The sequence below is a fragment of the Massilia sp. ZL223 genome (genome assembly GCF_018119395.1).
Lineage (GTDB): Bacteria > Pseudomonadota > Gammaproteobacteria > Burkholderiales > Burkholderiaceae_D > Telluria.
In genome coordinates this window covers 1-18,774 of record NZ_JAGPWD010000006.1, presented here as the reverse complement: position 1 = coordinate 18,774, position 18,774 = coordinate 1, and the positions used below count along the sequence as shown (strand labels likewise).

The 18,774-nt window shown below is 63.5% G+C and carries 15 protein-coding genes; 7 read left to right on the top strand and 8 right to left on the bottom strand.

The genetic code is table 11. From position 1 onward, the window contains the following. Positions 1-26: 26 nt before the first annotated feature. Genes KBW95_RS06250 through rsmB form a run of 3 tightly spaced genes read right to left on the bottom strand, consistent with a single transcriptional unit; the run spans position 27 to position 4,478 of the window. Positions 27-2,336, bottom strand: a complete 2,310-nt coding sequence (locus tag KBW95_RS06250) for an ATP-binding protein (protein WP_211525534.1) — start codon at positions 2,334-2,336, stop codon at positions 27-29. After that, positions 2,326-2,904 carry a DUF4390 domain-containing protein gene (locus tag KBW95_RS06245; protein WP_211525533.1) on the bottom strand — a complete coding sequence of 193 codons (579 nt, stop codon included), beginning with the start codon at positions 2,902-2,904 and terminating at the stop codon, positions 2,326-2,328. Before KBW95_RS06245 ends, KBW95_RS06250 begins: the two co-directional genes overlap by 11 nt. 56 nt (positions 2,905-2,960) lie before the next feature. Then, positions 2,961-4,478: a 16S rRNA (cytosine(967)-C(5))-methyltransferase RsmB gene (rsmB, locus tag KBW95_RS06240; RefSeq protein ID WP_211527734.1), complete on the bottom strand. Its 1,518-nt coding sequence runs from the start codon at positions 4,476-4,478 to the stop codon at positions 2,961-2,963. A gap of 202 nt (positions 4,479-4,680) precedes the next feature. Between rsmB and argS the strand changes: the two genes are divergently transcribed. Genes argS through KBW95_RS06205 form a run of 7 tightly spaced genes read left to right on the top strand, consistent with a single transcriptional unit; the run spans position 4,681 to position 10,841 of the window. Next, positions 4,681-6,393, top strand: a complete 1,713-nt coding sequence (argS, locus tag KBW95_RS06235) for an arginine--tRNA ligase (protein WP_211527733.1) — start codon at positions 4,681-4,683, stop codon at positions 6,391-6,393. A 28-nt stretch (positions 6,394-6,421) separates the two neighbouring features. Beyond that, positions 6,422-7,102, top strand: a complete 681-nt coding sequence (locus tag KBW95_RS06230; RefSeq protein ID WP_211527732.1) for an SPOR domain-containing protein — start codon at positions 6,422-6,424, stop codon at positions 7,100-7,102. Positions 7,103-7,110: 8 nt separating this feature from the next. Beyond that, the gene (locus tag KBW95_RS06225; protein WP_211527731.1) at positions 7,111-7,797 is read left to right on the top strand and encodes a thiol:disulfide interchange protein DsbA/DsbL; all 687 of its coding nucleotides are present in this window, start codon (positions 7,111-7,113) and stop codon (positions 7,795-7,797) included. Continuing rightward, complete coding sequence (locus tag KBW95_RS06220) at positions 7,794-8,588, top strand: SDR family oxidoreductase (RefSeq protein ID WP_211527730.1); 795 nt, start codon at positions 7,794-7,796, stop codon at positions 8,586-8,588. Before KBW95_RS06225 ends, KBW95_RS06220 begins: the two co-directional genes overlap by 4 nt. Next, the gene (locus tag KBW95_RS06215) at positions 8,585-9,349 is read left to right on the top strand and encodes a biotin--[acetyl-CoA-carboxylase] ligase (protein ID WP_211527729.1); all 765 of its coding nucleotides are present in this window, start codon (positions 8,585-8,587) and stop codon (positions 9,347-9,349) included. The genes KBW95_RS06220 and KBW95_RS06215 overlap by 4 nt, the downstream gene beginning before the upstream one ends. Next, positions 9,346-10,092, top strand: coding sequence for a type III pantothenate kinase (locus KBW95_RS06210; protein ID WP_211527728.1), 747 nt, complete (start codon positions 9,346-9,348; stop codon positions 10,090-10,092). Before KBW95_RS06215 ends, KBW95_RS06210 begins: the two co-directional genes overlap by 4 nt. A gap of 17 nt (positions 10,093-10,109) precedes the next feature. Next, positions 10,110-10,841 (top strand): SPOR domain-containing protein, encoded by a 732-nt coding sequence (locus KBW95_RS06205; protein ID WP_373888761.1) that lies wholly within the window; start codon positions 10,110-10,112, stop codon positions 10,839-10,841. A 203-nt stretch (positions 10,842-11,044) separates the two neighbouring features. On the opposite strand, the gene KBW95_RS06200 is transcribed toward KBW95_RS06205, so the two are convergent. From KBW95_RS06200 to mreD, 5 genes are all read right to left on the bottom strand, one after another. Further along, positions 11,045-13,981: a P-loop NTPase fold protein gene (locus KBW95_RS06200; RefSeq protein ID WP_211527727.1), complete on the bottom strand. Its 2,937-nt coding sequence runs from the start codon at positions 13,979-13,981 to the stop codon at positions 11,045-11,047. Positions 13,982-14,068: 87 nt separating this feature from the next. After that, the gene (locus KBW95_RS06195) at positions 14,069-15,046 is read right to left on the bottom strand and encodes a septal ring lytic transglycosylase RlpA family protein (protein ID WP_211527726.1); all 978 of its coding nucleotides are present in this window, start codon (positions 15,044-15,046) and stop codon (positions 14,069-14,071) included. A gap of 17 nt (positions 15,047-15,063) precedes the next feature. After that, complete coding sequence (gene rodA / locus KBW95_RS06190; RefSeq protein ID WP_211526383.1) at positions 15,064-16,179, bottom strand: rod shape-determining protein RodA; 1,116 nt, start codon at positions 16,177-16,179, stop codon at positions 15,064-15,066. 3 nt (positions 16,180-16,182) lie between these two features. After that, on the bottom strand, positions 16,183-18,171 hold the full coding sequence (mrdA, locus tag KBW95_RS06185; RefSeq protein ID WP_211526384.1) for a penicillin-binding protein 2: 1,989 nt from the start codon (positions 18,169-18,171) through the stop codon (positions 16,183-16,185). An 18-nt stretch (positions 18,172-18,189) separates the two neighbouring features. Next, a complete protein-coding gene (gene mreD / locus KBW95_RS06180) occupies positions 18,190-18,708 on the bottom strand; it encodes a rod shape-determining protein MreD (protein ID WP_211526385.1) in 519 nt (172 codons plus the stop codon). Positions 18,709-18,774: the final 66 nt, after the last annotated feature.

Here is an 18,774-nt window from a genome sequence, read left to right as displayed (position 1 = left end):
CGTCACAGCGTGATTCTATGCGTCTTTTACACTTCGGCCAAGTTCGTCTCCACACCGGCCTCAGGGGCCAACTTTAGCAGCAAAATGAATATGGCCGCGCCAGATCCGTCCGTCCGGTTCGCGACGTCGATCCGGCCACCGTGCTCATCCACAATTTTCTTGACCATCGGCAGCCCCAATCCCGTGCCGCGGACCTTGGTGGTGACGTAGGGTTCGAAGGCGTGCGCCAGGATGCGCGGCGAGAAACCGGGGCCGTTGTCGACGATCGCCAGGCGCACCGCGGTGCCGGCCGAGCCGTCCGCGCCTTCGTAATGGATGGCTTCGGTGGTCACGTCGACCCGCGCCGGCGGCTCGCAGGCGCCGCGGTCGCACAGGGCGTCCTGGGCGTTCTGGATCAGGTTGTGGACCACCTGGCGCAGCTGGGTCGGGTCGCCCATCACGCGCGGCAAGTCGGGCGCCAGCGCGGCATGGATGATGTCCGAACCGTCCTCGGCCAGGTAAAGGCGCAGGATCTCGTCGATCAGGTCGTTCAGGTCGAGCGGCTGCAGCACCGCCGGCGGCGTGCGCGCGTAATCGCGGAAATCGTCTACCATCCGCTTCATCGCGTCGACCTGGTTGACGATGGTATTGGTGCCCCGGCGCAGCAGCTCGGCCTGCGGCGGCGGCAGGCTGTCCTCGAGTTTCATCTGCATGCGCTCGGCCGCCAGCTGGATCGGCGTCAGCGGGTTCTTGATCTCGTGGGCCAGGCGCCGCGCCACCTCGCCCCAGGCCACCGAGCGCTGGGCCGAGATCACGTCCGAGATATCGTCGAACACCACGATGAAGCCGCTGCCCGCCCCCACCGGCAGGCGCGAACCGCGCGCCAGCAGGGTGATGTCGTGGTCGTGCTCGTCGCCGCCCGGACGGCGCGGGATCTCGATCTGCTGCTGCCAGTGGGCGCGCTTGCGTCCGCTGCCCGCGGCCGTGTGCGCGTTCTGCGCCGAGAAGGCGCGCGTGATGCAGTTCGAAAAATGTTCCAGGCCGGCGATGCGGTTCAGCGGACCGGCCATCGCGCCCGGTTCCACCTGCAGGATGCGGTAGGCCGCGTCGTTGGAATTGACCACGGTGCCGTCGGCATCGAGCACGATCACGCCCGCCGACATGTTGGCCAGCACCGACTCCAGGTGGGCCTTGGCGCTTTGCAGCGCGGCGCGGTTGCGCTCGACGGCGCTGCGCGCCTCGAACAGCTGGCCGGTCATGGCGTTGAAGGACTGGGTCAGGGTGCCGAGTTCGTCGTTGGTCTCGACGATCGGACGCGGCGACAGGTCGCCCTCGGCCACCGCCTGGGTGCCCTCGGCCAGCACCAGCAGCGGCTGGGCCAGGTTGCCGGCGATCAGGAAGGCGCTGCCGATGGCGCCGAAGATCGCCAGCAGCAGGGTCAGGGTCAGGGTCTCGATGTACATCTTGCGCAGCCCGGTGCGGGCCGCGAAGCGTTGCCGGTATTCGGTATAGGCGGTGCTCAGCACCTCGGCGTTGGAAGCCAGGTTGACCGGCACTGACTGCAGCAATTGCAGGTAGCGCGGCGCCACCCCGGGCGGCTCCGGCACCGCCAGCACCACCCTCAGGCGCAGGCCGGTGACGGCATCCAGTGCGTTCTGCTCGGTCTGTTCGCGGAAGTCGCGGTCGATGCCGCCCTCGGCCCGCGCATACCCGCCGGGAATCGCGGCGGCCTTGAGCATCTGCGCATTCGGCGCATCGGCCGCCAGGTCCGGACGGCGGTCCTCGGCCGCGATCGACACGATGGCGCCGTTGGCGTCGATCAGCATGGCGCTCTGCAGGCCGCTGGTCTCGGCCAGCAGGCGGCTCAGAACGGTCTGGGCCATGGTGTCGTTCTGCCCCGCCAGCGCCGCGGCCGCGGTCTGGCCGGTGGCGCCCAGTTCCACCAGGGCTTCGTCGAGGGCGGCGTGGCCCAGGTTCAGGCCGGATTCCAGGGCCGCCTCGATCTTGACGTCGAACCAGGATTCGATCGAGTGCGAGACGAACTGCACCGAGACCATGAAGATGACCAGGCCCGGCAGGATGCCGATGCCCGCGAACAGCAAGACCAGGCGCGCCATCAGGCGCGAGCCGAACTTGCCGGCCTTGTAGCGCGAGTAAAGACGGGCCAGCGCCACGATCACGAGGACCAGCAGCAGGAAGGCCATGCCGGCGTTCAGCCCGAGCAGCCAGCCATAGTAGCGGTCGAAGAAGCCCGAGTTGTCCGACGCCGAAGCGAGCAGGAACAGCAGGATGGAGACGACGGCGCCGCCGACGACCAGCGCGTAGCGCAGCGCCTGATTGACCGATTTACTCCGCACGGTAGGTGAAGGTCTTCTTGTTCGAGGCGAGGCGCCAGTCGGAATCGTTGAAGGCGTTGACCTGCAGCGGCTTCTGCAGGTACTCGCGGTCCATGAACATGCGCAGGGACACGTTGTACACCTCGCCGCGCTTGAGCGCGCCGCGCGGCGCGATCAGCCAGCGGTTCGGCCGGCGGATCAGGAACATGGCTTCGTCCAGGGTCTGGAAGCTTTGCTGGAAGCCGCCCATCTGCTGGCTGCCGACCACGTGCACATAGTACTGGCGCGTCAGGACATCGTAGGAGATGCGGATGGTGCGCCGCTCGGAGACGGCCTTTTCGTCACGCCACCACCAGCGCGGCCGGGTCAGCTCGACCTCGGTGGTGAAATGCAGCTGCACGCCATGCTGGATGGCGTCCTTGAGTCCGTGGTTCAGGTCGAATGCATAGGCCGTGTCGAGACGATAGCCGTCTTCGCTGGCTTCGATGGCGGCCTTGGTGATCTCGATCCCGTCGGCCGCCTGCGCCGTCGCGCACGCGAAGACCAGCAGCAGCTGGCAAGCGAGGAGGCGTAAAAATCGTAACGTCACAAGTGAGCCGGAGCCTTAAAAATTGAGCGTATCGTTCGGGGAGCGCAGCAATATGCTTATTGCGCTCTCTTCTGGAACAGGGCGTAGAACAAACCGTCATGATCCTCCCCGGCACCGCTGGCTGGCAGCAGTTGGCCCGGCGCGTCGAGGCGGATGGCGTTGTGGCGCACCGCGAAAGCGGCGGCCTGCGCCTCCGATTCCTGGGGCCAGAGCGAACATGTCACGAACAACAATTTACCATTGGGCAGCAACATCTGCCAAAGGTTGTCGAGTATTTTGGAAGAAAGTGTTGCAAGTTGGAGCGTGTCCGACTTCCGGCGCAGCCAGCGGATGTCCGGGTGGCGCCGCACGATACCGGAAGCCGTGCACGGCACGTCGGCCAGGATGCGGTCAAAAGCACGGCCGTCCCACCAGCCCTGGTCCTGGGCTTCGGCCGCGATCAGCTTCGCCTGCAAGCCAAGGCGGCCCAGGTTGTCGCCCACGCGCGCCAGGCGCGCCGGGTCGGCGTCCACCGAGGTCAGGTCGACCTCGGCCGTCTCCAGGATGTGGCCGCTCTTGCCGCCCGGCGCCGCACAGGCGTCCAGCACGCGCATGCCGTCCTGCAGGTCGAGCAGGGGCGCGGCCAGCTGGGCGCCGGCGTCCTGGACCGAGACCACGCCTTCGTGGAAGCCCGGGATCTGGCTGACGTTGATGGCCTGGTCCAGGCGCACCGCGTCCGGGCCGATCTGCCTGGCGGCGATCCCCGCCTGCTCCAGCGTGCGCAGGTAGCTGGCGCTGTCGGCCTTCCTGCGGTTCACGCGCAGGGTCAGCGGCGGATGCTCGTTGCCCTCGTCGAGGATGCGCTCCCAGTCCTGCGGATAGGCAGTGCGGGTGGCGTCGATCCACCACTGCGGGTAGTTCCAGCGCGCCAGCGGCTGGCGCAGCGCTTCCTGCACCAGCTGCGCACGCTCGCGCAGGAAACGGCGCAGCACGGCGTTGACCATGGCCTTGGCGTGGGCGAAATCGGGATGGGCGGCGGCGGCGGTCACGGCCTGGTCGACCACGGTGAAGGCCTCGTAGGGCGCGGGCCTGCCCTCGGGCGGGTCGAGCAGGGTCAGCGCGGCCTGCAGCAGGCCGCCCAGCATCGCCGGTTCCGGCGCCTTGGTAGTCATCAGGCCGAGCAGGACCTCGGTGCGTCCCAGCTGGCGCATGGTGCGGTAGGCGATGTCCTGGATCGCGCCGCGCGCCTGGGGCGCCGCGTCGTAGGCCGCGAATACCCCGCTCAGGGCCTGGGGCAGCGCGGCGCCGGCGCGCACCCGCGCCACGGCGTTGGCCGCGCCCAGCAGGGCCAGGGCCAGCGAGTCGGGCTTCAGCTCGGGACGGTAGTCGCGCTGGGGCGCCACCTTCGCTTCATGACTCTGGCGCAGCTGGGGCTGCGGCCGGGCCTGGGCCTGAGTGCGTTCCTGGCGCGGCCCGCCCTTCGCGAAGCGCTCCTGGCCGCCTGCGCGCGCAGGGCCGGGCCTGGCCGCGGACGAGCGGGTCGTGGAGGCCTTGGCCTTGGGTTTCAGGGTGAGCGTCGGGCGCTTGTCGGTCATGGCGGTTCGGTGATCAAAAAAATGGCCTCCATTGTAACGGCTGCGACTTTGGCGAACCTTAACAATATGGACATCGCAGTGCGGGAAGCCGGACGCGGCCACGTGTTGGCGCCGCGCCAAACCAGTATAATGGACCCTTATTGCCTGTAAATCAGGCATCCGCTTTTCTTCGAATTTTCATTATTATTTCGACCACTTCCCCATGCTCGCCCAACAAAAACAACAGATCGTTGCCCTGTTCCAGGCCGCCCTCGCGCCGATCGTCGCCGGCAGCGACCTGACCCCGAACGTCGTCCTGGAACGCCCGCGCGACCCGTCCCACGGCGACATCGCCTGCAACATCGCGATGCAGCTGGCCAAGCCGCTCAAGACCAACCCGCGCGAGCTGGCCACGCGCCTGGTCGCCGCCCTGCTGGCCGATCCGGCCGCCCAGGGCCTGGTGGAATCGGCCGACGTGGCCGGCCCCGGCTTCATCAACCTGCGTGTGGCGGCCGGGGCCAAGCAGTCGGTGGTGCGCACCATCCTCGAGCAGGGCGATGCGTTCGGGCGCGGCGCTTCAGGCGACGGCCACCATGTGATCATCGAATTCGTCTCGGCCAACCCGACCGGCCCGCTGCACGTGGGCCACGGCCGCCAGGCGGCGCTGGGCGACGCCCTGTCCTCGCTGTTCGCATCGCAGGGCCACCAGGTGACCCGCGAGTTCTACTACAACGACGCCGGCGTGCAGATCGCCACCCTGGCCACCTCGGTGCAGGCGCGCGCACGCGGCTTCAAGCCGGGCGACGCCGAATGGCCCGAATCGGCCTACAACGGCGACTACATCGCCGACATCGCGGCCGACTACCTGGCCAGGAAGACCGTCTCGGCCAGCGACGGCCTGCCGGCCACCGCCAGCGGCGACGTCGACGATATCGAATCGATCCGCCGATTCGCCGTGACCTACCTGCGCAACGAGCAGGACATGGACCTGCAGGCCTTCGGCGTCAAGTTCGACAACTACTACCTGGAGTCCTCGCTGTACGCGGACGGCAAGGTGGAAGCGGCCGTCCAGGCCCTGGTCGACGCCGGCAAGACCTACGAGCAGGAAGGCGCGCTCTGGCTCAAGACCACCGAATACGGCGACGACAAGGACCGCGTGATGCGCAAGTCCGACGGCACCTATACCTATTTCGTGCCGGACGTGGCCTACCACATCCAGAAGTTCCGCCGCGGTTTCGACCAGGCCATCAACGTCCAGGGCAGCGACCACCACGGCACCATCGCGCGCGTGCGCGCCGGCCTGCAGGCGGTAGGCATCGGCATCCCGCAGGGCTACCCCGACTACGTGCTGCACAAGATGGTCACCGTCATGAAGAACGGCGAAGAGGTCAAGATCTCCAAGCGCGCCGGCTCCTACGTGACCGTGCGCGACCTGATCGAATGGTCGGGCAACGGCGACATCACCCGCGGCCGCGACGCCGTGCGCTTCTTCCTGATCTCGCGCAAGGCCGACACCGAGTTCGTGTTCGACGTTGACGTCGCGCTCGCGAAGAGCGACGAGAATCCGGTCTACTACGTGCAGTACGCCCACGCGCGCATCTGCTCGGCGCTGGCCAACTGGGGCGGCGACGTCGCCTCGCTGGCCAATGCCGACCTGGCGCCGCTGACTGAATCGCACGAATCGCAGCTGCTGGCCAAGCTGGCCTCCTATCCCGAAATGCTGCAGCGCGCGCTGGTCGAGCTGGGCCCGCACCAGGTCGCGTTCTACCTGCGCGAACTGGCCGGCGAGCTGCACAGCTACTACTTCGCGCACAAGTGGCTGCTCGACGATAACGAGCAGCTCAAGCTCGCCCGCCTGGCCCTGGCCGCCGCCATCCGCCAGGTGCTGCGCAACGGCCTGGCCCTGATCGGCGTTTCGGCGCCCGAGAAAATGTAAGACACACCGTCATCACACAGAAAGCGACATGACCGTCACCCGACCTTTTTCTGCGCTGCGCCAGCGCGGCAGCACCCTGACCGGCATCATCATCGGCCTGATCATCGGCCTCGGGATCGCGGTGGCGGTCGCCCTCATGATCACCAAGGGCGCCTCTCCGTTCACCGACCGCTCCAACAAGGCCGGCCGCCCGGCCGACCTCGATCCGAGCAAGGCGACCGATCCGAACAAGCCGCTGTACGGCAACCGCGACGCCGCGCGCGAAGCGAACCGCGAGCTGAACGAGCGCGCCAAGCCGGCCGCCCAGGCGCCGACCGCTAATCCTGCCGCTCCTGCCGCACCGGCGGCCGAGGCCGATCCGCTCGGTGCCGCGATCGCCGGCATGCAGCAGCGTCCGGCCGCGCCCCCGGCGCCGGCCAACACGGCCGCACCGGCGCCGTCCGCGGCGCCGGCGCCAGCCGCGGGCGCCGACGGCTATATCTACTACCTGCAGGCCGGCGCCTTCCGCGAGATGTCCGACGCCGAGAACACCCGCGCCAAGCTGGCCCTGCTCGGCTTCGAGGCCAACATCACCGACCGCACCACGGACGGCGGCGTGCTGCACCGCGTGCGCGTGGGTCCGTACACCCAGGTCGAAGCCGTCAACAAGGCGCGCGCCAAGCTGCTCGACAGCGGCATCGACGTCGCCATCGTCCGCAACCAGAAATAAGGACTGCCATGCGAGCACTGCGCCGCCTGTTCTGCACCGCCGCCCTGCTGGGCCTGTCCGGCCTCGCAGCCCTGCCGGCCCACGCTTCCGCGAGCGCGCCGAAGGACGGCGTCGAGTACAAGACGCTTCCTTCGCCGCAGCCGACCGACGCCGGTCCGCGCAAGGTGGAAGTGATCGAGTTCTTCGCCTATTACTGCCCGCATTGCTACGCCTTCGAGCCGCTGCTGGCGGACTGGGTGCGCAAGCAGGGCGACGCCGTCGTGTTCAAGCGCGTGCACGTGCCGCGCGACGCCAGCGTCCTGCCGCAGCAGCGCATGTTCTACACGCTCGAATCGCTCGGCCTGGTCGAGCAGTACCACGCCAGGGGCTTCGCCGCGATGCATGTCGAGCGCCTGCGCCTGGCCAGCGACGAGCAGGTGTTCGACTGGGCGGCGCGCGCCGGCATCGACCGCGCCCGCTTCATCGACGCCTACCGCTCCTTCGGCGTGCAGGCCAAGCTGCGCCGCGCTTCCACCCTGATGCAGGACTACGGCGTGACCCACTGGCCGATGCTGGCCGTCGACGGCCGCTTCCTGACCTCGCCGGGCATGGTGGCCGAAGGCGCGGAAGGGAATCCGTCCGAAACCCAGCTGCTCCAGGGCACCCTGCAGGTGCTGGACCAGCTGGTCGCGAAAGCGAAAGCCGGCAAGAAATGACCGGACGGCCGGGCCACGCGGACCGGGTCTTCATCACCGGCGCCTCGAGCGGCATCGGCGCCGCCCTGGCGCGCGAGTATGCGGCGCGCGGCGCGGTCCTCGGCCTGGTGGCGCGGCGGCGCGCGCTGCTCGCCGAACTGGCGGCTTCCCTTCCCAACCCCGGGCGTCACCGCGTCTATGCGCTCGACGTGTGCGACCACGCGGCGCTCGCGCAGGCCGCGGCCGATTTCATCGAAGCCCATGGCGGTGCCGACATCGTCGTCGCCAACGCGGGCATCTCACACGGCACGCTCACCGAGCTTCCACAGGACCTGCCGGTGTTCGCTGCCATCTTCGCCACCAACGTCAACGCCATGGCGGCCACCTTCGCGCCCTTCATTGCGCCCATGAAGACCCAGTCCGGCCCCTGCCGCCTGGTCGGCATCGGCAGCGTGGCGGGCGTGCGCGGGCTGCGCGGAGCCGGCGCCTACTGCGCTTCGAAGGCGGCCGTGCGCACTTACTGCGAATCGCTGCGCCTGGAGCTGCGCGGCTCGAACATCAGGGTCGTCACCATCGCGCCCGGCAATATCGATACTCCCATGACCCGCAACAACCGTTTTCCCATGCCTTTCCTGATGAGCGCCGAACGCTTCGCCACGCAGGCCGCGGCCGCCATCGCGCGCGGCGACAGCTACCGCGTGCTGCCCTGGCAGATGGGCCTCGTGGCCAAGCTGCTGCGCCTGCTGCCCAATGCCGTGTTCGATGCCGTGTTCTCGCGCGCGCCCACCAAACAACGCAAGGAGGAAGCATGAACGCCGCCCACATCGCCGCCCTCTCCCGGTCGGGCGTGACCGTCGAAGTCGTCCACGAAACCGGCTCGACCAATGCCGACCTGCTGGCGCGCGCCGCCAGCCTCGCCGGACCGCTGCTGCTGGTGGCCGAGAACCAGACCGCCGGGCGCGGCCGCGCGGGACGCAGCTGGCTGTCGTCGCCGGAAGGCTCGGTGACCTTCTCGCTGGCCTGGCGCTTCGAGGGCGGGCCGCAGACCCTGATCGGCCTGCCGCTCGCGATCGGCGTGGCCCTGGCCGAGACCCTGGCCGGCCTCGGCGTGCAGGTCCAGCTGAAGTGGCCGAACGACGTGCTCAAGGACGGCGACAAGCTGGCCGGCATCCTGGTCGAGACGCAAAGCGCACCCGGAGGCGGAATCTGGGCCGTCACCGGCATCGGCCTGAACCTCCTGATGCCGGACGAGATGGAAGCGCGCCTGGGGCGCAGCGCGGCCGGCGTGCCCTGGTTGGCGCGCATGGAGCGCGACGCGCTGATGGCGGCCCTGCTCGACGGCCTGGCCGCCGCCCTGCGCGAATTCGCCGTACGCGGCTTCGGCGCGTTCAGCGCGCGCTGGAACCTGCGCCATGCCTGGCAAGGCGAAACCGTGGTCCTGCTCGACGCCGGCAAGGTGGTGCAGGAAGGCCTGGCGGCCGGTGTGGACGACAGCGGCAGGCTGCTGCTCGACACGCCGGAGGGCCGCGTTCCCGTGCTAGCGGGCGATGTGTCGCTGCGGGTGAAGGCATGAGCGCCCTGCTGCTGATCGACGCCGGCAATACCCGCATCAAGTGGGCACTGGCGCGCGGCGGCACGGCGCTCGGCCAATGGCAGGCCGAGGGCGTGGCCCCGCATACCGAAATGGAACGCCTGGCGGCCCAGTGGAAGGCGCTCGGCGCCACGCAGGCGCTGGTATCGAACGTGGCCGGACTGGATGCGCGCGAACGCATCGCCGCCGCCCTTCCCCATGGGCTGCCTGTCGAGTGGTTCGCCTCTACCCTGCAGCGCGCCGGCCTGCACAACGGCTACCGCGAACCGGAACGCCTGGGCTGCGACCGCTTCGCCGCCGCCATCGGCGCGCGCGCGCTGGCGCCCGGCGAGAACCTGATTGTCGCCACTTGCGGCACCGCCACCACGGTCGATGCGATCACGGCCGACGGGCGCTTCCTGGGCGGGATGATCCTGCCTGGCCTGGCCCTGATGGCGGCCGCGCTGGCGCGCAATACCGCCCAGCTGCCCCAGGTGGCGCCCGCTGGTGGGATAACATCGGCGCCGCCGCCCCTGTTCGGCGACAATACCGACGACGCCATCGTTACCGGCTGCCTGTCGGCCCAGGCCGGGGCCATCGAGCGCGCCGTGGCGGGCCATGGCGCCTCGAGCTGCATCCTGTCCGGCGGCGCGGCGCCGTATATCGGGCCTGCCCTCAAGATCGGGCACCGGATGGTCGATAATATCGTGCTGGTCGGCCTGCACGCGGCGGCCGCCGGCGCTTGAACAAGGGAAAGGGACCTGTGCTGAAATTCGTCTTCTGGGCTTTGCTGGCGCTGAACGCCGTGCTGTTCGCCTATGGCCGCGGCTACCTCGGCACGCCCGCCGGCAGCGAGCGCGAACCCGCGCGCCTGAAGAACCAGCTGGCCACCGAGCGCATCGCCCTGCTGAGCGAGACCGAGGCGAAGACGCTGGCCGAGAGCGCCAAGCCGGCGCAAGAAGCGCCGGCCGAACCCGCGTCCCCCGCGCCGGCGCCGGCGGCAGCGCTGCTGGCCTGCGTGCAGGCGGGCCCCTTCGCCGCGGGCGAGCTGCGCCGTTTCGAATCCCGCGTCGCACGCCTTGACCTGGGCGAGCGCCAGTCGCGCATCAGCGTCCCTTTCCAGGAAGTGAGCAGCTACATGGTCTACCTGCCGCCGGCCGGCGGCAAGGAAGGCGCCGACAAGCGCAGCGCCGAACTCAAGGAACGCGGCGTCGACAACTTCTTCGTGATGCAGGGCGAGTCGCCGATGAAGTATGCGATCTCGCTGGGCGTGTTCAAGACCGAGGCCGCAGCCCAGACCCAGGCAGCCGCCCTGGGCCGCCAGGGCGTGCGCGGCGTGCGCATCCTGCCGCGCGGCCCGCAAGGGACTCGTGCCGTTTACCAGTTCAAGAACATAGACGAAACAACTCGCGACGACATTGCAAAAATTGCATCTTCTTTTTCTGAAGTAAAGGTCGAGATGTGCTTCAAAGGTCAAATGCCGCTAGCCCCCTAGAAAAGGGTAACGGCATTCTGATCCTTGGAACGAAGCTAGTATAGGCATGAAAAATTTTAATTGAACAAGCCAAATTATCGTAACTCGTCTTTATGCAGTTTATCAATATCAAAATGCGTGTATCTTACCCGCATTTTCGCTTGATGACCTAAAGCAGCCAATATGTTCGATATCGAGCATACCTAGACTTCCAAAGCCCTAAATCACTGCTTTCCTTTCATCCCTTCCTCAGTCATCGAATCTAAAATCGCATAAATAGGCTCCAAATCCTCCTCATAATTTGCCGAATACCCGGCTGTCCTTACAATCTTATTTCTCTCGGAGAACTTCAAGTGACGGATCTCGTTACGATGTTCAAGCCAATACAGACTCAGCCGCTCTTTATCAAGCACTTTTGAAACTTGCTCAATGCTGAACGCGTATTTGCTACCTCTAAACCCAAATTGATGGTCGAAATTCATTAACAGATAGTCTAAGAAATATTCGTAATTTTTAAGTGAAATTGAAGGATTAAAGCATAATTCAAAGAGATAATCATTCATCACTTTGGCAATGCCCCCACTATTCTCTTCCCCGACTTCATTATAAACGCCGCAACCTACGCCGCTATCGATCCTTGAATTAGAAAGCTGATAAATTACAAAACTCTTGACACGGCTTCGCTCGGCAGCGATTGCATCAATTAATTCCGACTCTAGAATTTCTTGCTTAGAGCGATCGCGAACTGCAGCATATCCAGCCCCCAAAAAGAGCGATACGGACAACTGATCCACCTCTGCAAAAAAATTCCTGTTTTCAGATATATAGTCGCGCTTAAAGATTGAAAAAACTTTTTGCGATACTTCACGCATGCCTGCTAAAGCTATGATCGTAGTAGCACCTTGGGTAGGCGCGTTTGGGCCCGCGTGTCGAGAGAGTGCATTTTGCAGCGTGAAAAGGGTGCCTCCTCGATCGGCACTGCAATATAGTCGGAACAGCATAACATCGTAAATGCCCAATGCTCCTCTCTCGACCTCTGCGAGCCTCTCCAAAATTCCTTGTCCAAATCGCTCGCCTTCTCCAAAGATCCAATCGGCGATTGGATTACGAGTAGGCGCGTTTTCGCCTAGCACATCGCTGTCTTCCCAGCGGCTTTGGTCGAGAATCTTCAAGAGCGCATAAATCAATTTATTGCGCATGTTTCCAAATACGTCTCTACCTTCAACAGCAGAGTAATTTGGAATATTTTCCACCAAATAGTCAACAATTTCCCCCGCAAGAGGCGCATTAAATTCAGATGCAGTATTAGCGATTATTCGCCAAAGCTCGGCGCGCGCGAGCCCCTTATCCTCGAAGGAAAAATGGCTTTTGGTAAAAATTTCTTCAAGCGAGAAGCCAGCATGCAAAGCGTCTTTTTGATTCAAATAAAATCTATAACTCTCTCGCCCATCTGGTCTCGATAAATTTACGATTAACTTTAAGTAGCGTTCCAAGTTTCTGTTCTCTGATGAATTGAAACATGCACGCGACCGAAGCATCAACTCTTCCGAAGCCCCTTCCTCTCCAACAACACTTTCACAGAAAACCTTCCCAAGAATGAATTTTGGCACATCTGGCAAATCTTTCACGTAAGTTTTGTAGTTATCGGAATTGGAGTACTTGAACCGATCATTCTCAAATTTTCGTTTAAGCGAGAAGAACTCTGCTCGATCGTTTGTCTCGGCAGTATATATATCCCTAAAAACTGCTGGATATCCGACATATAGCAGAAGTAAATGAATTAAATCATTTTTATCGAAATCGCTGTTTTCGAGATCAGCCTTGTCAATCTCAAGCAGTAACAGAGTATTAATTAGGCGCTTTATCTTTCTAACATCACCCAAGATATCTTTATACCAGTAGAAATCAGAAGACTCATAAATATCGACAAGGGCATTGAGGGCTTGTTTAACGGCGTCTAACGTCTGCGGATCCATCGCCAAATTATTTTTTAAAGCGATAGAGAAATTCGACGAAACGTATTTCGCCAGCGCTTGCGAGTCAAGGTAAAGACTTACCTTTACATTAACGAACTTTTCAAGGAACTGTCTAACATCCGAGATAATTTCATTACCATTGTCATTTTTTATGTTCTCGGTGTCATAACATAAAACATAAGACATATTGGGAAGCATAAAGCTGCGTTTTACTGCAAATAGAATATTTTTGATCGAACTCCAACCGACGCGATCTAGATCATCGACCACGACGATTATTCGAATGTTCATGCTCGCCAGGACCTGCTCCAAATTCTCTAGAGCATCCTCAATAGTAGAAGGACTAGGTTCGAATTTAAGTCCAAACAACGTAAAGTCACTGGAGCCTTTTACCAATCGCGAGTACTTCGAAAACAAAGGGCGAATAGAAGGAGAGAAAACTGATTTCTCAACGGTACATATTAAATCTTCAACGAATTTTCCGGCGAGATCAGCAGTCTGTTCGTAGCGCAATGGCTCAAATCTATGAACGATTACGTTAAATTGCGCTTTCGTCGCCCAGTAGTTACAGCAAAAGTTGATGAAGCTAGACTTTCCGATACCCCATGGCGCATCAATTCCGAAAACAAGGCTGTCAGAGGCTCCGCCGTTCAGTACGCGCTCTGCGAAACGCTCAGCATGCTGACTTGAGGCAAAGAGATCTTCTTCAGCATTCTCAATTTCCTTGTCGCTGACGAAAAATGGGGACGCAATTTGTGGTTGCCGAGCGAAAATAATTCGCAAGATTTGAGATACAGCGAGCACTATAGGAAAAAGTACGATGAGCAGCAACTGAGCATCACCAATCTTCCCTATCCACTCAACGTATTTTTTCGTACCCAATCCGTCAGCGGAGACTGAAATTGCGCTACCAAGCAACAGAAGAGCGAATATATCGACCCGCCAACTCCGCAAATATTTAATCAGATTTCTATACCCTGATCGAAAGAAAAAATATGTTACCCCCACCACAACCACAAGAAGACCTAATGCGAGGATCAGTTCGGCCGCAACAGTTTTCGCGATATACTGCTCCAGTTTCTTCCCTATTGATTGCCCAACGTACCATGCCTCAGAAAGGGCTACGCCACAAACTAGAGCTTGAATTAGAACCGGAATCTCCGCCTGCCGTATTTTGTTGGACATGAATTTATATTTTTGGATTATGTTATTTCAATATACTTGATGCACGCACTTTCTAGTCGGCACTTGGATTTTCGACGTGCAGAAATATCAACGTCTAACGACCAGCGCCCGCAGACGTAACGATTTAAAAATTGCACGGGCCGCCCGTTGCGCTCCCGCTTTATCCTTGAAAGGTCCTCCAAAAATCCGATGCGTGAAACCAACTTGAACAACTTCCAGAGTCTTGAAATTGGTGTCGGCGCGATGTAGCTTCTTCTTGATAGCTTCAGCCGTATTACTAAGACTGTAGGATCCGAACTGCAAGTAGAAGGTTTTTGCAGGTGACGAGACGAGCTGCGCAACTGCGGCGCTATCCGACTGTACCTTCTCTTCTAGCATCACGGCCGCGATCTCCGGCGGGGCCGATTGCGCCAGCGAGGCCGCGGCGCGGCGCGTGCTGGCGATGCGCTCGGGATCGCTCGGGAACAGGCGCTCGATCTCGACCTTGTGGCTGCCCTTGGCCAGCAGGTCCAGCTTGAGCGCGGCCGTATAGGACAAGTCGATGATGCGGCTGCTGTGGAAGGGGCCGCGGTCGTTGATGCGCACGATCACGGATTTGCCGCTGTCGACGCTGGTCACGCGCACATAGGACGGAATCGGCAGGGTCGGATGCGCCGCCGTCATCTTGTACATGTCGTAGGGCTCGCCCGACGTGGTCTTCTGGCCGTGGAAGCGGTTGGCGTACCAGCTGGCCATGCCGCGCTGGACGAAGGGATCCTCGTGCAGGATCGGGGTGTAGGTCTGGCCGAACACCGAATACGGGCGGTTGCCCCACTTGGCGTAGGGCTCGTACTTGACCACGTCGGGAGGATTCTCTCCCGGAGCCTCGTCCTTGTAGTAGCCGGCAAGGCCGGACCCGGCCGCCGGCAGCTCGGGCGCCGCGCCATGTTTGGCCGCGGGCTTGTGCAGCCAGGGCAGCGGGATCAGCCTGAGGTAGTCCGCCGCCGTGTTGTTCGCCGGGGTGCTGCAGCCGGCGCCCAGGATGGCAAGTGCAACGACCGCCGAAAAATTCCTTCGAACGGCCATTGGTCGTCCTCCATCTATTACGTCTGCACGAGTTTACGATGTCTTTGAATACTCATCAATATGCCCGCGCCCAGGCCGAGCGTGATGAAGGCCGTGCCGCCGTAGCTCATGAAGGGCAAGGGCACGCCGACGACCGGCAGAATGCCGGCCACCATGCCCATGTTCACGAAGGCGTAGGTGAAGAAGATCATCGTGATCGCGCCCGCCAGCAGGCGCGAGAACTGGTTCGGCGCATTGGCCGCGATCATCAGCCCGCGCCCGATCAGGAGCAGGTAGACGAACAGCAGCACCAGGTTGCCGACCAGGCCGAATTCCTCCGAATACACGGAAAACACGAAGTCGGTGGTCCGTTCCGGCACGAATTCGAGGTAGCCCTGGGTGCCCTTCATGTAGCCCTTCCCGCTCACGCCGCCCGAGCCGATCGCGATGATCGACTGGATGATGTGGAAGCCCTTGCCCAGCGGGTCGGAGGTCGGATCGATCAGGGTCATCACCCGCTCGCGCTGGTAGTCGTGCATCATCGACCAGCCGATCGGCAGGCTGGCCGCGCCCATCACGGCCAGCGCGATGATCGCCTTCCAGGACAGCCCGGCCAGGAAGATCACGTACAGGCCCGAGGCCGCCACCAGCAGCGCGGTGCCGAGGTCGGGCTGCTTGGCGATCAGGGTCACCGGGATCAGGAGCAGGACGGCCGCGATGGCGAAGGACTTCCAGTTGCCGACCGTGGCCTTGGTCTGGAAGTACCAGGCCAGCATCAGCGGCATCGCGATCTTGAGGATCTCGGAAGGCTGGATGTCGACCCCGACGTGCAGCCAGCGGCGCGCGCCCTTCTTGATGATGCCGAACATGGCCACCGCAATCAGCAGGGCCACCCCGAAGGTGTAGATCGGCACGGCGAGACGCATCAGGGTCTGGGGCGGAATATTCGCCGCCACCCACATGATGGCGAAGGACAGCAGGAAGTTGCGGATCTGGTGCTCGACGCGGTCCGGGAAGTCGGCGCCGGCCGAGGTCATGGTGATCATGCTGATCGTCATCAGCACGAACAGAATCAGGGTCAGCGGGCCGTCGAAGACGGTGAAATACGGACGCAGGCGGCGCCGCAGCGAGCGTCGTTCTGGAATGTGCGCCATGGCTTATTCCTTTCTGGTGGTGGCGGGCGCTGCCGCGGTCTGGACCGTGGCCGCCGCGGGAACAGCAGCCGGAGTGGTCGCACGCTTCACGGTGGCGGCGCCGGCGGCCGGCACGTCTTTCGGCTTCGGCGGCGGTGGGCGCTTGCCCAGCAGATAATAGTCGAGCGCCTTGCGCGCGATCGGCGCCGCCGAGGCCGCGCCGAAGCCGGCGTTCTCGACCACCAGGGCCAGCGCGATGCGCGGCTTGTCGGCCGGCGCGAAGGCGACGTACAGCGCATTGTCGCGGTGGCGCTCGTCGATCGCGTGGGCGTTGTACTTCTGGCCTTTCAGGCCGATCACCTGCGCGGTGCCGGTCTTGCCCGCCGAGATGTAGCCGGCGTTGGCGAAGGCGCGGTAGCCGGTGCCGTAGGATTCCTGCGTCACCCCGACCATCGTGTGCTTGATGAAGTCGATGTTTTCCTGCTTGAGCGGAATGCGGCGGGTCTCCTTCGGCACGGTCAGGGTGCGCTGGCGGGTGGCGCCGTCCTCGATCATCTTGACCAGGTGCGGCTTCATGACCACGCCATCGTTGGCCAGGTTGGCCACCGCGTGCGCCAGCTGCAGCATGGTGTAGTTGTTGAAGCCCTGCCCGATCGACACCGAGATGGTATCGCCGCCCACCCACTTCTGGGCCGCGCGGTTGCGCTTGAAGCGCTGCGCCTTCCATTCCTTGGATGGCAGCACGCCGGTCTTCTCGTGTTCGAGGTCGATCCCGGTCGGTTCGCCGAAGCCGAACTGGCGCATGAAGCCCGAGATCTTGTCGATGCCCATCTCGTTGCCGAGCTGGTAGTAATAGGTGTCGCAGGACTCCACCACCGACTTGTACATGTCGACGTAGCCGTGGCCGCCCGGCTTGTCGTCGTTGAAGCGGTGGCCGCCCAGCACGAAGAAGCCCGGATCGCGGATCCCGTCCGACGGACGGCGGTGCCCCAGCTCCAGCGCGGCCAGCGACATGAAGGGCTTGAAGGTCGATCCCGGCGGATAGGTGCCGGACAGCGGACGGTTCATCAGCGGGCGGTCGAGCGAGGTATTCAGCTCGTTCCAGTTCTGGCTGTCGATGCCGTCCACGAACAGGTTGGGGTCGAAGCCCGGGCGCGAGACATAGGCCAGCACGTCGCCGGTGCTCGGCTCGATCGCGACCAGGGCGCCGCGCTGCTCGCCGAAGGCTTCCTCGATCACCTTCTGCAGCTCGATGTCGAGCGAGAGGATCAGGTTGCTGCCCGCCACCGGGGCGGTGCGGCGCAGGGTGCGGATGGCGCGGCCGCCGGCCGAGCGCTCCACTTCCTCGTAGCCGGTCTGGCCGTGCAGGTGGCGCTCGTAGCGCTTTTCCACGCCTTCCTTGCCGATATGCTCGGTGCCGTTGTAATTGGCGGCGTCTTCGGTCTCCTCGAGGGCGTCGGCTTCGCGCTGGTTGATGCGGCCGATGTAGCCGATCACGTGCGAGGCGGTCTCGCCCAGCGGGTACTGGCGGAACAGGCGCGCCTGCACTTCCACGCCGGGGAAGCGGAAGCGCTGCGCGGTGAAGCGCGCCACCTCGTCGTCGGTCAGGCGGGTGCGGATCGGCACGCTCGCGAAGCTGCGCGACTCTTCCAGCAGGCGCTTGAAGCGGCGCCGGTCGCGCGGCTCGATGGACACCAGCTTGGCCAGCTCGTCGATGACGGAATCCAGGCTGGCGTGCAGCTTGGACGGATTGATCTCGAGGGTATAGGCGGAATAGTTGCGCGCCAGGACCACGCCGTTGCGGTCCACGATCAGGCCGCGGTTGGGCACGATCGGCACCAGCGCGATGCGGTTGTCCTCGGCCTGGGCGGCGTACTGGTCGTGGTGCAGCACCTGCAGCCAGACGAAGCGCGCCACCAGCAGGCCGAAGCAGACGAACACCAGTCCCACCAGCACCGTCAGGCGCAGGCGGAACTTGTGGATCTCGCGGTCGTTATCCTTGAATTCGGTCATGCTGGGCTACTACCAATATCAGATCGGGCGGGTATGGTCGCGGTCGACCGCGCGGCGCTGGGGCGCCAGCAGCAGCCAGGTGATCACCGGCCACAGGGCCACGGCCACCAGGCTTTCGACGAAGGTCAGCAGGCCGGGGAAGCGGCCCGAGACGGTGAAGTGCACGAAGGCCTGGATCGCCTGCGCCAGCAGCAGCAGCGGGAACACGTGCATGGCCTGGGTCATCAGGTGGAACCACAGCACGCGGCGGTGGATCATGATCGCCAGGTAGGACAGCAGCGTGTAAGCCAGCGCGTTCTCGCCCAGCAGGCTGGCGTCGTGCACGTCCATCAGCAGGCCCATGACGAAGGCGACGCCGATGCCGACCTTGCGCGGCTGGTGGATACCCCAGAACACGAGCACCAGCGCGACGAAGTCGGGCGCGCCCACCCAGCGGCCCCAGGGCAGCAGGTTGAGCATGAAGGCGCACACCAGGCTGAAGGCGATGAACAGCGGGCTGACGGGCAGCAGGATGTAATGCGGACGGTTACCGGGCATGGTCGGGTCCTGGAATCATTGTCCGGCCGGCGCCGCGGGGGCCGCGGCGGCGGGTGCGGGACGGGT

Coding starts and splice junctions, on each gene's coding strand:
- mreD (WP_211526385.1), bottom strand. CDS start 18,708: ATGCCCGGTAACCGTCCGCATTACATCCTGCTGCCCGTCAGCCCGCTG.
- rodA (WP_211526383.1), bottom strand. CDS start 16,179: ATGGCGCACATTCCAGAACGACGCTCGCTGCGGCGCCGCCTGCGTCCG.
- KBW95_RS06210 (WP_211527728.1), top strand. CDS start 9,346: ATGAGCGCCCTGCTGCTGATCGACGCCGGCAATACCCGCATCAAGTGG.
- KBW95_RS06220 (WP_211527730.1), top strand. CDS start 7,794: ATGACCGGACGGCCGGGCCACGCGGACCGGGTCTTCATCACCGGCGCC.
- KBW95_RS06215 (WP_211527729.1), top strand. CDS start 8,585: ATGAACGCCGCCCACATCGCCGCCCTCTCCCGGTCGGGCGTGACCGTC.
- mrdA (WP_211526384.1), bottom strand. CDS start 18,171: ATGACCGAATTCAAGGATAACGACCGCGAGATCCACAAGTTCCGCCTG.
- KBW95_RS06195 (WP_211527726.1), bottom strand. CDS start 15,046: ATGGCCGTTCGAAGGAATTTTTCGGCGGTCGTTGCACTTGCCATCCTG.
- KBW95_RS06230 (WP_211527732.1), top strand. CDS start 6,422: ATGACCGTCACCCGACCTTTTTCTGCGCTGCGCCAGCGCGGCAGCACC.
- rsmB (WP_211527734.1), bottom strand. CDS start 4,478: ATGACCGACAAGCGCCCGACGCTCACCCTGAAACCCAAGGCCAAGGCC.
- KBW95_RS06225 (WP_211527731.1), top strand. CDS start 7,111: ATGCGAGCACTGCGCCGCCTGTTCTGCACCGCCGCCCTGCTGGGCCTG.
- argS (WP_211527733.1), top strand. CDS start 4,681: ATGCTCGCCCAACAAAAACAACAGATCGTTGCCCTGTTCCAGGCCGCC.
- KBW95_RS06200 (WP_211527727.1), bottom strand. CDS start 13,981: ATGTCCAACAAAATACGGCAGGCGGAGATTCCGGTTCTAATTCAAGCT.